Source organism: Arthrobacter sp. ISL-95, from assembly GCF_018613695.1.
Classification (GTDB): domain Bacteria; phylum Actinomycetota; class Actinomycetes; order Actinomycetales; family Micrococcaceae; genus Arthrobacter.
Genome location: NZ_JAGGPR010000002.1, coordinates 201,123 through 215,889 on the forward strand (window position 1 = coordinate 201,123; position 14,767 = coordinate 215,889).

11 protein-coding genes are annotated in these 14,767 nt (G+C 63.4%); 7 read left to right on the plus strand and 4 right to left on the minus strand.

Annotation, left to right across the window (positions count from 1 at the left end):
• Positions 1–21: 21 nt before the first annotated feature.
• A complete protein-coding gene (gene rsmI / locus J7I86_RS02045; protein ID WP_214815171.1) occupies positions 22–891 on the plus strand; it encodes a 16S rRNA (cytidine(1402)-2'-O)-methyltransferase in 870 nt (289 codons plus the stop codon).
• A 160-nt stretch (positions 892–1,051) separates the two neighbouring features.
• Complete coding sequence (locus J7I86_RS02050; protein ID WP_214815114.1) at positions 1,052–2,533, plus strand: NAD-dependent succinate-semialdehyde dehydrogenase; 1,482 nt, start codon at positions 1,052–1,054, stop codon at positions 2,531–2,533.
• A gap of 127 nt (positions 2,534–2,660) precedes the next feature.
• On the opposite strand, the gene J7I86_RS02055 is transcribed toward J7I86_RS02050, so the two are convergent.
• The 3 genes from J7I86_RS02055 to J7I86_RS02065 are packed head-to-tail and all read right to left on the minus strand — an operon-like array spanning position 2,661 to position 7,700.
• Positions 2,661–5,156: a DUF3488 and transglutaminase-like domain-containing protein gene (locus J7I86_RS02055; protein ID WP_214815115.1), complete on the minus strand. Its 2,496-nt coding sequence runs from the start codon at positions 5,154–5,156 to the stop codon at positions 2,661–2,663.
• Positions 5,153–6,598, minus strand: a complete 1,446-nt coding sequence (locus J7I86_RS02060; protein WP_214815116.1) for a DUF58 domain-containing protein — start codon at positions 6,596–6,598, stop codon at positions 5,153–5,155. Before J7I86_RS02060 ends, J7I86_RS02055 begins: the two co-directional genes overlap by 4 nt.
• Before the next feature lie 13 nt (positions 6,599–6,611).
• The gene (locus J7I86_RS02065; RefSeq protein ID WP_214815117.1) at positions 6,612–7,700 is read right to left on the minus strand and encodes a MoxR family ATPase; all 1,089 of its coding nucleotides are present in this window, start codon (positions 7,698–7,700) and stop codon (positions 6,612–6,614) included.
• A 197-nt stretch (positions 7,701–7,897) separates the two neighbouring features.
• Here J7I86_RS02065 and J7I86_RS02070 point away from each other — a divergent pair, with 197 nt between their 5' ends.
• The 5 genes from J7I86_RS02070 to J7I86_RS02090 all read left to right on the plus strand — a co-directional run bounded on the left by J7I86_RS02070 (position 7,898) and on the right by J7I86_RS02090 (position 14,042).
• Positions 7,898–8,794 carry a TatD family hydrolase gene (locus tag J7I86_RS02070; protein WP_214815118.1) on the plus strand — a complete coding sequence of 299 codons (897 nt, stop codon included), beginning with the start codon at positions 7,898–7,900 and terminating at the stop codon, positions 8,792–8,794.
• Positions 8,795–9,084: 290 nt separating this feature from the next.
• Positions 9,085–10,260, plus strand: a complete 1,176-nt coding sequence (locus J7I86_RS02075; RefSeq protein WP_214815119.1) for a resuscitation-promoting factor — start codon at positions 9,085–9,087, stop codon at positions 10,258–10,260.
• 26 nt (positions 10,261–10,286) lie between these two features.
• Entirely contained in the window at positions 10,287–11,168 is an 882-nt protein-coding gene (rsmA, locus tag J7I86_RS02080; protein ID WP_214815120.1) for a 16S rRNA (adenine(1518)-N(6)/adenine(1519)-N(6))-dimethyltransferase RsmA, read from the plus strand.
• A complete protein-coding gene (locus tag J7I86_RS02085; protein ID WP_214815121.1) occupies positions 11,165–12,157 on the plus strand; it encodes a 4-(cytidine 5'-diphospho)-2-C-methyl-D-erythritol kinase in 993 nt (330 codons plus the stop codon). Before rsmA ends, J7I86_RS02085 begins: the two co-directional genes overlap by 4 nt.
• 52 nt (positions 12,158–12,209) lie before the next feature.
• The gene (locus J7I86_RS02090; RefSeq protein ID WP_214815122.1) at positions 12,210–14,042 is read left to right on the plus strand and encodes an ABC-F family ATP-binding cassette domain-containing protein; all 1,833 of its coding nucleotides are present in this window, start codon (positions 12,210–12,212) and stop codon (positions 14,040–14,042) included.
• Between the two features lie 280 nt (positions 14,043–14,322).
• On the opposite strand, the gene J7I86_RS02095 is transcribed toward J7I86_RS02090, so the two are convergent.
• Complete coding sequence (locus J7I86_RS02095; protein ID WP_214815123.1) at positions 14,323–14,724, minus strand: VOC family protein; 402 nt, start codon at positions 14,722–14,724, stop codon at positions 14,323–14,325.
• Positions 14,725–14,767 lie beyond the last annotated feature (43 nt).

The following is a 14,767-nucleotide window of genomic DNA, read 5'->3' on the forward strand; positions in this document are numbered from 1 at the left end:
GAGGCTCCTTTCGACGACTACCTGGAAGAGGCAGCTTCTGTTCCAGGGGCAACTCCCGGAGTCGGCAGAATTGTGCTTGCGGCAACACCGATCGGCAACGTCGGCGACGCTTCCGCGCGTCTGGTCGAACTCCTTGGCACCTCCGACATCGTGGCCGCGGAGGACACCCGGCGTTTGCACCGGTTGGTGACTGCCCTTGGCGTTGAAGTAACCGGACGCGTCATCAGCTACCACGAGCACAACGAGGTAGCCAAGACCGGTGAACTGCTGGACCACGTCCGCGCCGGCAAGACCATCCTGATGGTTAGCGACGCCGGAATGCCGGCAGTCTCGGACCCCGGATTCCGGCTGGTGGAGGGCGCGGTTGCTGCCGGTCTGACCGTCACAGCGGTTCCCGGCCCCTCCGCGGTGCTGACGGCGCTGGCACTATCCGGTTTGCCCACCGACCGCTTCTGCTTTGAAGGATTCCTGCCGCGAAAGTCGGGGGAGCGGAACTCACGTCTGGCAGACCTGGCCGACGAACGCCGCACCATGGTCTTCTTTGAGGCCCCGCACAGGCTGGAGGTCATGTTGCGGGCATTGCACGAGCGCTTCGGGGCCGATCGCCGCGTGGCGGTCTGCCGTGAACTGACCAAAACCTACGAAGAAGTCATCCGCGGCACCTTGCGTGATCTGCTGGAGTGGGCGGAGAACAACGAGGTCCGCGGCGAAATCGCGGTGGTAGTGGGTGGTGCGCCTGAACAGGAACCCGGCAAGCCGGAGGATCACGTCGCAGCGGTTAATGCGCTCATTTCCCAGGGCATCCGCTTGAAGGAGGCCGTGGCTGCGGTGGCCGAGGATGCCCGCGTCAGCAAGCGGGAGCTCTACTCGGCGGTTCTCGCAGCACGCTGATGCCCGCTGTGCACCTGCACAAATCGGCGGCCATGCTGCAGTGCGTGAAGGCGTAGACACTGCTTCTCGCGGGGCAGTACCGTGGCAGTAATTCAAGCCACTTCCGGCAACGAACCCCAGTGGTGCAATTCTCCAAAGCACCCAAGACGAAGGAGTCGCCATGACTGTCACGGTTGAACGCGAAAGCGAACTGCTGGCTTCCGTCCCTACCGGCCTGCTGATCAACGGTCAGTGGCGTCCGGCTGGTTCCGGAAAGACCTTTGATGTTGAGGACCCGGCAACGGGCAAGGTCCTGCTCAGCATCTCCGACGCCGGTGCTGAAGACGGCGCTGCCGCCCTCGACGCCGCTGCTGCCGCCCAAGCTGACTGGGCCCGCACCGCACCGCGCGAACGCGGCGAAATCCTGCGCCGTGCCTTTGAACTGGTCACCGAGCGTGCCGAGGACTTCGCGTTGCTGATGACCTTGGAAATGGGCAAGCCCTTGGCCGAAGCCCGTGGCGAGGTCACTTACGGAGCTGAGTTCCTGCGCTGGTTCTCCGAGGAAGCCGTCCGCGTGTCCGGCCGCTACTCCACAGCACCTGATGGCAAGAACCGCCTCCTGGTGCAGAAGAAGCCGGTTGGTCCCTGCCTGCTGATCACCCCGTGGAACTTCCCGCTGGCCATGGCCACCCGCAAGGTAGCTCCCGCGGTGGCCGCTGGTTGCACCATGGTGCTCAAGCCCGCCAACCTGACTCCGCTGACCAGCCTGCTGTTCGCACAGGTCATGCAGGAAGCCGGCCTGCCCGCCGGTGTCCTGAACGTCATCCAGACCTCCACCGCCGGCGCCGTCACGGGCCCGCTGATCAAGGATGACCGTCTCCGCAAGATCTCCTTCACCGGCTCCACCCCGGTGGGCCAGGCCCTGATCCGTGAAGCCGCGGACAAGGTCCTGCGCACCTCCATGGAACTGGGCGGAAATGCTCCGTTCGTGGTCTTCGAAGACGCTGACCTGGACAAGGCTGTTGAAGGTGCCATCGCGGCCAAGATGCGCAACATGGGCGAGGCCTGCACCGCAGCGAACCGTTTCATTGTTCACGAGTCCGTGGCCGATTCCTTCGCTGAGAAGTTCGCCGCCAAGATCGGTGCGCTGACCACCGCCCGCGGTACCGAGCCTGAATCCAAGGTGGGCCCGCTGATCGACGGCAAGGCCCGCGATGGCGTTCACGCCTTGGTGTCCGAAGCCGTAGCAGGAGGTGCCACAGCCGTCACCGGTGGTGCCGTCGTCGAGGGTCCCGGCTACTTCTACCAGCCCACCGTACTGAAGAACGTCGCAGCAGATGCCCGCATCCTGCAGGAAGAGATCTTCGGACCGGTGGCGCCGATCATCACCTTCTCCACCGAAGATGACGCCGTCCGCCTGGCCAACAACACCGAATACGGCCTGGTTGCCTACGTCTTCACCAAGGACCTGAACCGTGGTCTTCGCATCAGCGAAAGGATCGAGACCGGCATGCTCGGCCTCAACGCCGGTGTGATCTCCAATGCCGCCGCACCGTTCGGCGGCGTCAAGCAGTCCGGCCTGGGCCGCGAAGGCGGCTCCGAAGGCATCGAAGAGTACCTGTACACCCAGTACGTAGGTATCGCGGACCCGTACGCCGACTAGGTCGTACAGGATCCGGTCCGCCGCTCTCGCAACAAGAACGGCTGACACAGGCAGGGGCCCGGCCCCGGAACCACAAGTTCCGGCGTCGGGCCCTTTGCTGTCTGTACCTGGATCAGCGGTCCTGCAGCTAGCGGCGCTGGGGGAGCAGGCCCCGGAGCCTTCGCCAGGACAAAGCGATGGCCCTCCCCGTTGCCTTGCCGAACCTGCCAACCGCCCGGAACGGCGCGCCGAGTGCGTGGACCCAGCGGCGCATCATCGACGGCGGCAGCCAGTCAGCGCGGAAGCGCACCAGCCAGCGGGCATTGTTGCGCAACGAGTCGCGGATGACAGCGATGCGTGTGGCAGCAGCCGGGGCCGACGTCGCCGTGCGGCCGTAGCGCTGCCGTTCGAAGTCCGAGGTGAGGGACGCGACTGCCTCATGTGCGGCGTCGTCGAGTCCTCCCGTGACACCAAGAGCGGAACTGGAGCGCAGCCGTGCGGAGAAATGCCGCGGCGTCTCGCTGGGGGATGACGGCACGCCGTAGTCGGTAGCAAGATCCTGCAACTCTGCCCACGCCAGTTCGGGGGCAGGATCCTTAGCGCCTGGGAGGTCGGCATCATCCGGAGGGTTTTGGTTGAGCCGGCGTCGCCGGAGAACCGTCCTGCTCAGCCTGGGCGACCACAGGAATCCAACAAGCACCAACACTCCGGCTGCGGCAGCGCCGATCGCCGGCCACGGGTTGACGGCGGCGGAACCCGCAGCGGGCGTATCCAGGCCGGGTAGCGGGACAGCAGGAGTCGGGGCGGGGGCGGGGGTTGTAAGGACCTCTTTCTCATCCGCGTTGTTGTTCAGATTCCCGGGGACCGAACTCTCTGTGGCGTACTCGGGAACCACACCACGCGACGGGGTGGGCTCAAAGGGGACCCATCCCAGACCCTCGAAGTACAACTCAGGCCAGGCGTGCGCATCCCGGGCGTCAACCTCGTACTCGGGGAAAGATCCCTGACCCACCAGGGACACCGACTCGCCGGTGAGGCGGCCTGGCGCGTAGCCCACCCCAATCCTGCTGGGGATGCCTTCAGCCCGTGCCATCACGGCCATGGCGGAGGAGAAGTGAACGCAATAGCCGCTCTTCACTGCGAGGAAGTCGGCCAGGACTGAGAGGCCATTGCCGTCATAGCCATTCTGAACGGGAGCCTGAAGGGAATAGGTGAACTCGCCCGAACGCAGATACTTCTGGATGGCCAGCGCCTTGGCGTAGTTGCTGCCCGCGGATGCCGTGACGGTATTGGCCGTTTGCCGCACGATGTCCGGAAGGTTCCCTGGGATCCTCAGAAAGTCCTCTGAAATGCCCTGCGGAACGGCAGTGGCTTGGGAGAGGGACTGTGCTGTGATCTTGGGGGCGGCGGAGAAAACCACGTACCGTTGCGCACGCGTGGTGGTCTCCGTGCTCATGATGCTTAAGGTGGCTGGATCCCAGGTCCACCGTCCGTTGAGGCCGTTCACGGATGCCGGAGCAAAAGGAGCAGGAAGGTAGGGGCTGGTAAACAGGCCCGCATTGATCGAAGTCACGGCGTTGACCACCTCGCCCTGCACCGCGTACCCGGTCTCGATCCTGTCCGCACCTGCCCTGCGCCCGGCGGCACGATCATCAGGGGCCCAGGTTTCGCCGTCGAAGTTATCGATAGTGACAGACCTTAGGTACAGGGGAGCGCTGGCGCTGGTGGCATAAGTGATGCGCCCTGAACCGGTGGGACTGCGGAGGCTGTTGCCCAAGGTGATCATGGGGTTGAGCCCATTGGAGGTTCCCCATGGACTGAGTCGTGAGCCCTGCGGAAAGGTGCCGGTCTCAAAACCGGGAATCACTACGGGGATGGTCAAGGTCAAAGCCAGCGCCAAGCCACCCGTAACCACTGAACGCCTGAACTGGCCTGCTCCACGTCCCGAGCCGGACTGAAGTCTGGCGTCAGGGGCAAACCAGTGGCTGCATCCGAGGATCAGCAGGTACCCCACTGCTGCACCAACGAATCCGGCGCCTCCCACGCTCTGGGGCTTGATGGTGGCAGGGACCACCATCACAGCAAGGAGTCCAATGCCGCTGGCGGCCGGCATGGACAGTGGAACTGCAAGAGCATCAATCAATATCACCAAGAGGCCCAGGCAGGCGCACATGACAAAGACGATCCCTGCGTTGGGTGCAACAGGCGCGCTTTCCGACACCACTGTCTCCGCGGCCCGCTTGATCAGGCGTCCGACGGCGGTGAAGGTTCCTGTGGTGGGGATGAACCCCGCCAGGCTTTCCTGACGGCAGAAGATGAAGCTGAGGACGCCGGCCAACGAGGCAAAAGAGGCCAACGTGGCGAACAGCGGCTGGGCACGGAGCGCCCGGAGCACAGCAAGAGTCAGCGCAACGACCACCACTGTGGTGATGAGCGGCAAGAACCAGGCCCAACCCCTGAGGACGCCGTTCAGGGATAGCGCTGCGCCAAGAACTGCCACGGCCATTGATCCCGCCATGGCCCATGGATAGGGTCCGGCTCCCCAGAACTGAGCCCGTGGCGGCCCACCAAGTGACGGAGTGCCGGCAGCACCGTCCGGTTGGGCCGGCGCGTTGGGGGAGTCGCGGTGGGATGTTGCAGTCATCGGGGCACCGCCGCTCCACGACGGACATCCATGGCTGCGTCGGCGGCCGCCACGATAGCGCCCTCATCGAAGGCTGACCAGGCTGCCGTCAACTGGGTCTTTGACGTGACAGCGGCTGCCCTCCAACCTGCCAGGCGCAGAATTTCCAGTACTTCCTCGTTATTCCGTGAAGCATCGGTCATCACCAAGGCGAAAGCATTGGCGCCGTACCCGGCGGCGGGAGCAAGTGCCCGTGCTTCTGCCAGTGTCAGGTTGCCTACCAAGGCAAGCAGGGGACCGCGCAGGCGATGCGCTGAAAGTTTGTTCATCAGGCGGTCGTTGAAAGGAGAATCTGTTGTCTCTGCGCCTGCCGGGCCGGGGGAGCCCTCTTTGTGTTCGGCGCTCTCGGCCCGGTGGTGTTCCGCCCTGATGTGCCTGGGGCCGCTCAGTTCCACGGCTGCCAGGGCCTCGGCGATCGCCTGAAGACCGCCCACACCCGAGAACTCCTCCGCATCCGGGTCCGCGGCCGACCGTGAACGGTGGAACGCCGGGCCGCCGAACGAGTCAAGGAGGCGCAACGAATAGTTCCGTTCCGCCAAGTGCGCGGAGATGGACATCGCGGCTGTAACAGTCCACTCAAAGTTGGTACTGGTCACCAGATCCGAATCTTCGTCGCGGCTTCCGAAGGCGGACCCGTTTCCAGCGGCAAAGGCTGTGAACCTCTGGTCCAGGATCAGGGTGGCTTCCGGTGTTGTCACCGATTCCTCCTGACGAACCATGAGTTGCCCGTGACGGGCGGTGGCGGCCCAATGAACACGCCGCATGGGGTCACCGTGCCTGTACTCGCGGGTCATGATGTCATCGTCGCTGGGATTGGCCCGGATGCGGGTCGCGGTCACGCCGTCGTTACCGCGCGCCCCGGCCAGGCCCGTTACGGGAAGTTCGACGGCGGCAGGGGTCACGGTGAGGATGTCGCCGTCGTCAATTGCATGCCGTCGCAACGATAAGCCGAACGGGTCACTGAACTCCGCCGTGACCGGACCAATCCGGAACTGTCCCCGTTTGCCCGAGCGAAGGTGATATTCATAGCGGCTGGTGCCTCCCGAAGCTGATCTGGCCGGAAAGCGGAAAGCGGGAGGCTCCCCGAAGCGGGGAGGCAGCTGTTCCTCCATAATGACCTGCCCCGTGCCGTAGGAAGAACGGGCCACGGCCAGCCGAACAGTTGTGGTGCTTGAGGTCTCTACCGTGGAGGGATTGAACTCCCGGTACACCTGGAACTTGGGTTTGAGCACCCGGACACCGGCAAGCGCCACCAGAGGCAGGAGAATCAAGAAAACGGCAAGGGACAGGAGATCACGCCTGCCCATGACGTAGGCGCACCCCAGAGAAAGGGCCCCGGCTGCCAAGAGCCCCCAGCCGCGGTTGGTAAATAAGTGCTTGGGAAGCCGATCCATGAGCGCCATTGGGGCATGTCTCCTAAACGCCGTGCCTGTCCCTGCGCCATGCGCCGGGCGGTTCCTGGGCGACGGGCAGGGAAGCGAAGATGCCCCGGAGAATGCTTTGCGGTGTATCGCCCGAGCTTGCCGCCTTGCGGTCCAGGATGATCCGGTGAGCCAGCACGGACTCCGCCACATCCACCACGTCATCCGGGAGGACAAAATCGCGGCCATCCAATGCTGCCGTGGCCTTGGCCGCACGCAACAATTGCAACAGTGACCGCGGGCTCGCACCCAGGCGAAGGCGGGCGCTGTCCCGGGTGGCCCGTCCAATGGCCACCGTGTACTCCTTGATGGCCGTGGAGACGTACACCTGCTGAACGGTGGCGATCATGGCAGCAACATCGGCGGCAGTAACCACGGGAGTCACTTTTACCAAGGGCGAGGACGCCTGATGGGTCTCCAACATCTCGATCTCGGCATCCTTGTCCGGGTAGCCCATGGAGATGCGCGCCATGAAACGGTCACGCTGGGCTTCAGGCAGGGGATATGTGCCTTCCATTTCGATGGGATTCTGCGTGGCCACCACCATAAAGGGCAAACCCAGCTGGTACGAATGACCGTCCACGGTCACCTGGTGCTCCTCCATGCATTCAAGGAGCGCGGACTGGGTTTTGGCTGAAGCACGGTTGATTTCGTCGCCAATGACGATGTTCGCGAATACGGCGCCGGGCCGGAACTCGAATTGCCGGGAAGACTGGTTGTAGATGGACACACCCGTGACATCGGAGGGCAGCAGGTCAGGGGTGAACTGGATTCGGGACACCGTGCAGTCCACACTCCGCGCCAGCGTCTTAGCCAACAAGGTCTTGCCCACACCCGGGACGTCCTCCAAGAGAAGGTGCCCCTGGGCGAGAAGGACCGTCAGGGCGAGCTTTGCAGCGTCTGCTTTCCCATCGATCACCTTATTGATGGAACCCAGGATGCGCTCGCTGGCATCGTGGAACCGCTCAGCGTCCATGACGTGCGGCCGATGCCCGTTGAGTCCCGCCCCATCCCGTGGCAAGGGACTGAAAGCCTCACCCTGGACAGGCGAAGGTTCAACGGTGACTTGTCGCTTGGACTCCATGGATCGCCCTTCAGCCGTGGCCTCGGCAACAGCAATCTTCGCTTTGCACTGTTGGTGTTGGCCGCTTGTCCGTTCCAGACTACCCAGTCATTGGCCGCCGCTGACATAGTGCTCCCGAATTTATGTGCCATGGGGAATTTACGGGGCACCACTTCTTCGTTGCCCAAGGAGGACCGCAGTCCGATTAAGGTGGAACCATGTGCAATTCCCTCGCCCCCGCACCCTACAGAGCACCATCGGACGCAGCCGAAAAAAAAGATTCCCGCCGCGAGTACCCGCCGGCGCCGGAGCCCCTCCCGGTGGCGGTCATGGACAACCACACGCACTTGGACTTCAGGCACGGTCTCATCGAGGTTACGGTCAAGGATGCGATGGATGCCGCGGAGGCGGTGGGCGTGCAAGGCGCCGTGCAGGTCGGATGCGATCTCGAATCCTCCCGATTCACAGTGCAGGCCGTGGAAGCTGATGCCCGGCTACTCGGCGCCGTGGCCATTCACCCCAACGACGCCCCTGAATACGCTGCTCGTGGGGAGCTGGAATCGGCGCTCGCCGAGATCGAGGAGTTGGCCGGCCACCCGCGGATCCGGGCCATCGGTGAGACAGGCCTGGACTTCTTCCGGACCCACGGTGAAGGACTGACACATCAGCGGTACTCATTCCGACGCCACATTGACATTGCGAATCGGCTTGGCCTGACGCTGCAGATTCACGACCGCGACGCCCACGACGACGTCGTTCAGGTTCTGCGGGAGGAAGGCGCTCCGGAACGCGTTGTTTTCCACTGCTTCTCCGGAGATGAAGAACTCGCCCGGATCTGTAACCAAAACGGCTGGTACATGTCGTTTGCCGGGACCATGACGTTCAAGAACGCCGGGAATCTCCGTGCCGCCCTGGCCATCGCCGAGCCCAGCCGAATTCTGGTGGAAACTGATTCGCCGTTCCTCACCCCGCATCCCCACCGGGGGAGACCGAATGCGAGCTACATGGTTCCATACACGGTCCGGTCCATGGCGGACGTGACAGGAGATGACTTGTCCGAACTTTGTTCGCGATTGGCCGAAAACACCCTGCGTGCCTACGGATCCTGGGCCTAAGCGGGAGTTTTGCTTCTTGGACGACCCGTCAACCTGGATACCCGGTATGCACGTTTCTTGGTTCGTTTATAACGGATCGGTTACTGTGTTAAACAAGTAGCCGGGGTCGGGGAAGGCCTTCGGACAACTGCTCCGCTTCAAACCGGGGCAATAAGTTCAATGTTTTTGGCGGCGCAGATGCCGGCAGCAAGAGTAGGACCAGGTGTATCGCCTGGCCCTTGCGTTTTTGCGGTCGGCATTACTTTTGCGTTTTTCCCCGTGCCCGGATGGTCTGAGAGTAATGGGCGATCGTGATCAAGTTCTTCACAACGGATGGCAAGTTCAGCTTCCTCAAAGTAGGTACCCAGCTGCTGGTAATCGCAGCACTGGTGGTTGGTGTTGTGGCCTTTGTGGGCAACAACAAGACCGTCACCCTCAACGTGGACGGCAAAGTGAGCTCCATCCAGACCTTTGGCGGCACTGTGGACCAAGTGGTCAAGGCAGCCAAGGTCGAGTTGAAGGACGCGGACCGCGTTTCGCCGGCTCTTGACGCGAAGATCGACAACGGTTCCGTAGTAAACGTCAACCTGGCCAAGGCCGTGTCCATCGAGCTGGACGGTGCCCGGAAGACCGTGAACACCACGGCCCCTGACGTTGCGGGTCTGGTGAGCGAACTCGGCGTAGCAAGCTCCTCCGAAGTCTCCCAGCCCAAGGAAGCGTCCTTGGAAGTGACCGGCTCGTTCGTCTCCATTTCCACTCCCAAGACCATCAGCGTCGTAGCTGACGGCAAGGACACCAGCACCACCACGACGGCGACCGACGTCGCCACCGTGCTTAAGGACACTGGAATAACTGTGGGCGCCAACGACCACATCTCCCAGCCCGGCAACGCTCCCATCGTCCAGGACATGGTGATCAAGGTCTCCCGCGTGGACACCAGCAAGACTGCCGAAGCCACTGAAGAAGTTCCTTTCGAAAGCGTGAAGAGCGATAGCGCAGAGCTCTTCAAGGGCGAAGAGAAAGTGGTCCAGGAAGGCGTGGCAGGATCCTTGGTCAAGACGTTCAAGCTGGTCCTCGTGGACGGCCGTGAAGCCTCCCGCACCCTGGTATCCAGCAATGTGGCCACGCAGCCTGTGGCCGAGAAGATCAGCGTCGGCACCAAGGCCCGCCCCGTCGCCACTCCCGCTCCTGCTCAGCAGGCAGCAGCCGCTGCCGCAGCACCCGCAGCCAGCGGCCCCACCGGTGCCCCGAACGAAGCCATGTGGGACAGGATTGCGCAGTGTGAATCGGGCGGAAACTGGTCCATCAACACCGGTAACGGGTACTACGGCGGTCTGCAGTTCTCCAGCCCCACGTGGCTGGCAAACGGTGGTGGAGCCTATGCGCCCAACGCCAGCCTGGCCACCAAAGCACAGCAGATTGACATCGCCAACCGCCTCTACGCAAAGAACGGCCTCAGCGACTGGGGCTGCGCCCACGCGGCCTGACCCCGCACAGACGATACGATACCTAGGTGACTGAACCGAATTCCGAACCCGCCGCCGTCGCGCCTTTGATGGGTGCCACAGATATCCGACGGCTCGCCGAGGAAATCGGTGTACGCCCCACGAAAACCCTGGGGCAGAACTTTGTGATCGACGGCAACACGATCCGCAGGATTGTGGCTGCCGCAAACATCGCCGATGGTGAGACCGTGCTGGAGGTAGGCCCCGGGCTTGGCTCCCTGACGCTCGGCTTGCTGGACGCAGCCAAGGCTGTGGTCGCCGTCGAAATCGACCCCGTGTTGGCGAAAAAGCTGCCGGAGACCGTGCGAGCCTGGCGGCCAGGGGCGGAAGAGAACTTCCACCTGGTGCTCTCCGACGCCATGAAGGTCACCGAACTGCCTTTGCCTCCCACCTCGTTGGTGGCCAACCTTCCCTACAACGTGGCCGTACCGGTGGTGCTTCACCTGCTGCAGCATTTCCCCAGCCTTCAACATGGCCTTGTCATGGTCCAGGATGAGGTTGCGGACCGCCTTGCCGCCACCCCGGGCTCCAAGATCTACGGAGTCCCGTCCGTCAAGGCGGCTTGGTACGGACACATGCGCAAGGCTGGCGTGATTGGGATGAACGTGTTCTGGCCTGCCCCGAAAATCCACTCCGGCCTGGTTGCCTTCACCCGGCACGATCCCCCGGTAACGCATGCAACCCGTGAACAGGTATTCGCCGTCATTGATGCTGCCTTCGCACAACGGCGGAAGACCCTGCGCGCTGCACTCGCCGGATGGGCGGGGAGCGCCTCAGAAGCTGAGCGGTGCCTCGTAGCCGCCGGTGTCGACCCCACAGCGCGCGGCGAAGTCCTGGACATCAACGCCTACGTCAAGATTGCCGAAGCCCGCCACCCTGCAGACGCATGACCCCGGGCAGCCGCAAACCCAGCAGCCTCCCGTATGTGGGGGATCGCTTTCACGCCCGCACGGTACGGGTCAAAGCCCCGGGTAAGGTCAACGTCTCCCTGAGCGTGGGCCCGCTGCGCCCTGACGGTTACCACTCGGTTGCCAGCGTGTACCTGGCCGTTTCTTTATACGAGGAAGTGGCCGCAACAAGCACGGAAGCTGAAGGAATCACCGTCAGCATCAACCCGGACAGCGCACTGGACCTGGACGGTGTGGACATCCCCTTGGACGAGCGAAATCTCGCGTACAAGGCCGCAGCCATCATGGCCGAAATGTCCGAAAAACCAACGGGTGTGCACCTGGAGATCACCAAACGTGTTCCCGTAGCCGGTGGAATGGGCGGCGGTTCTGCAGATGCCGCAGCAACCCTGCTGGCCTGCGACGCACTCTGGAACAGCGGCCTTTCACGCGAGGAACTCGCGCATCTGGCGGCCGAGTTGGGCGCCGACGTTCCGTTTTCGCTCCTGGGAGGCACCGCCGTCGGGCTTGGCGTGGGCGACAAACTCTCACCCGCGCTTGCCAAGGCGCAAATGGACTGGGTGTTGGTTTTTGCCGACTACGGATTGTCCACCCCTGATGTATTCCGCACGCTGGACGGTCTTCGCGACTCGGAAGGTGTTGAGATTCCTGAGCCCGTTGACGTTGACCCCACCATCCTCCAAGCCCTGCGCAATGGCGACCCCGAGACCCTGAGCCGGGTGCTCATCAACGACCTCCAGCGGGCTTCGATCACACTGGCGCCGCAACTCCGCGACACGATCGGACTGGGCGAAGCGCGTGGTGCCCTCGCCGGCATGGTGTCAGGCTCCGGCCCCACCATCGCGCTGCTGGCCCGGGATTTGGTCTCTGCCGCGGTCCTTGCTGAAGAGCTAAGCCACCGCGGACACAATGCCCTGGCCGTCCACGGACCCGTTCCCGGCGCCCGGATCATCTCCGATACCCTCCTGTAGTACCCCTCAAGCTCCTGTACCTCCGCATTCCAGCAGTAGAAAGTAGTACCCATTGGCCCACCTGCTTGGCGGCGAAAACCTCACCGTTTCGTTCGCGACCCGCACTGTCCTCGACGGCGTCACCCTCGGCTTGGAGGATGGCGACCGCATCGGTATGGTGGGGCGCAACGGCGACGGCAAATCGACACTCATGCGCCTGCTCGCCCTGCGCTCGACGCCCGACTCCGGCCGCGTCACCAAGCGCGGGGACGTCAACGTGGGCTACCTGGACCAAGGCGACGTCCTCGACGGCGACCTCACAGTGGGTGCCGCCATCGTCGGCGACCGCGCAGACCACGAATGGGCCGCCAACGCCAAGATCCGCGAAGTCATGGGCGGACTGGTGGGCGACGTCGACTGGCACGCCAACGTGCACGCACTCTCCGGGGGCCAGAAACGCCGTGTTGCTTTGGCCAAGCTCCTCATCGAAGACCACGACGTCATCATGCTGGACGAGCCCACCAACCACCTCGACGTCGAAGGTGTCGCCTGGCTGGCCCGGCATCTGAAAACACGCTGGCGTGCCAACCAAGGCGCCTTCCTGGTAGTTACCCACGATCGCTGGTTCCTTGACGAAGTCTGCAACTACACCTGGGAAGTCCACGACGCCATGGTGGACATGTTCGACGGCGGGTACGCCGCCTACGTTTTGGCGCGCGCCGAGCGCGACCGCACGGCCGCCGTCGTCGAAGGTAAACGTCAGCAGCTCGTCAAGAAGGAACTCGCCTGGCTCAGGCGCGGCGCTCCTGCGCGGACAGCCAAACCCAAGTTCCGTATCGAAGCCGCCAACGACCTCATTGCCGACGTGCCGGATCCCCGAGACTCCGTTGCGCTGAGCAAAATGGCCACCGCACGCCTGGGCAAGGACGTCCTGGACCTCGAGCACATAACGCTGGACTTTGAGGGCGGCGAAACCGGGCAGAAGTTGTTCGACAACATCACGCTTCGCCTCGCACCGGGTGAAAGGCTCGGCCTTGTGGGCGTCAACGGTGCCGGGAAGTCCACCCTGCTGAAACTGCTGAACGGTGAAATCCAGCCCAGCTCCGGCAAGGTAAAACGCGGCAAAACCGTAGTCACCGCCGTGCTCACCCAGGACGTGAAAGAGCTCGATGAAGTCTCGGATCTGCGCGTCATTGAGGTGATCGAACGCGAAAAGCGGTCCTTCAGCGTGGGCGGAAAAGAATTCACTGCAGGCCAGCTCGTGGAACAACTCGGGTTCACCAAGGAAAAGCAATGGACACCCGTCAGCGACCTCTCCGGTGGTGAGCGGCGACGACTCCAACTCCTGCGTCTGCTGGTAGGGGAGCCCAACGTCCTCATGCTCGACGAACCCACCAACGACCTCGATACCGACACCCTTGCCGCCGTCGAAGACGTTCTGGACGGATGGCCCGGAACCCTCGTAGTGGTCAGCCACGACCGCTACCTCCTGGAACGCGTCACTGACAACCAGATGGCCCTGCTCGGCGACGGCAAACTCCGTGGGCTGCCCGGCGGCGTAGACCAGTACCTGGAACTGCGCGAAGCCGCCCTTGCCTCAGGTGCCGTCGGCGGGGGCTCCGGCGCCCCAACTTCTGCAAGCGGGGGTTCGTCAGGCTCTGCTGCTTCTTCGGGTGCCAGCGAAGCCGAGAAACGAGAAGCCCGGAAAGACCTCAACAGGATCGACCGCCAACTCGGCAAGATCTCCCAGCAGGAAGAAAAGCTCCACACACAAATGGCAGCGAAGTCCGAATCCGGCGACTTCGACGCCCTGGGGGAGCTCAACGCCAAGCTGCAGGAGCTGCTCGAGGAAAAAGAGGGCCTGGAACTGGAATGGTTGGAGGCCGCCGAAACGCTCGGCGAGTAGTCCGGCGTCGGTGGCTTTCGTCGTCGCTCCGCCGTTGCGGGTGGCGGGTGGCGCCGTCGCGGGGTGGCGGCCAGTGCCGTCTCGCCGTCGCTTAGACACGACGCATAAGGGTACCTACGGCCGCTGAGCGACCTCCGGTTCCCGACGCGTCGCGATGCGCTCCTGTGCGGGACGTCCCTAACCGCCGAATACCAACCCTCTCTCACATCCCTAGGGTTTGGGGCCGGCCGTCTCTCACGTCCCTCGGGTTTGCGGCCGGCCGTCTCTCACGTCCCTCGGGTTACTGCGCTGGTTCGTAGCCTATGAGCCAGTGCAGGCCGTGCCGGTCCACTACTTGGCCGTCTGATGCGCCCCACGGTTTTGGCGCGAGTGGGTCCACGATCCGGCCTCCGTCGGCGAGCTTGTCGAACCATTCGTGGAGAATATGTGGCTCGGCGGTTCCCAGTAACGACAGCATGGCACCTTGGATGGAGACGGATTTTTCGCCATCCGCGGCATCGGATCCACCCAAGGACACAACTCCGCTGAGAACCCCGTGCGCGATAGCGTGCGCAGGGCCGTCGGTCCGGCTGAACTCGGCGTAGGTGTGTAAGGAAAGCTCCCCGCCGAAAATCTCCGTGTAGAAGCCGAGCGCCTCACGGGCCGTTCCGGGGAAACTGACATAGAGCTGCGGTGCTGTCATGACTACATCCTACAAATCATCAAGGGCGTGGGATGTGAGAGAT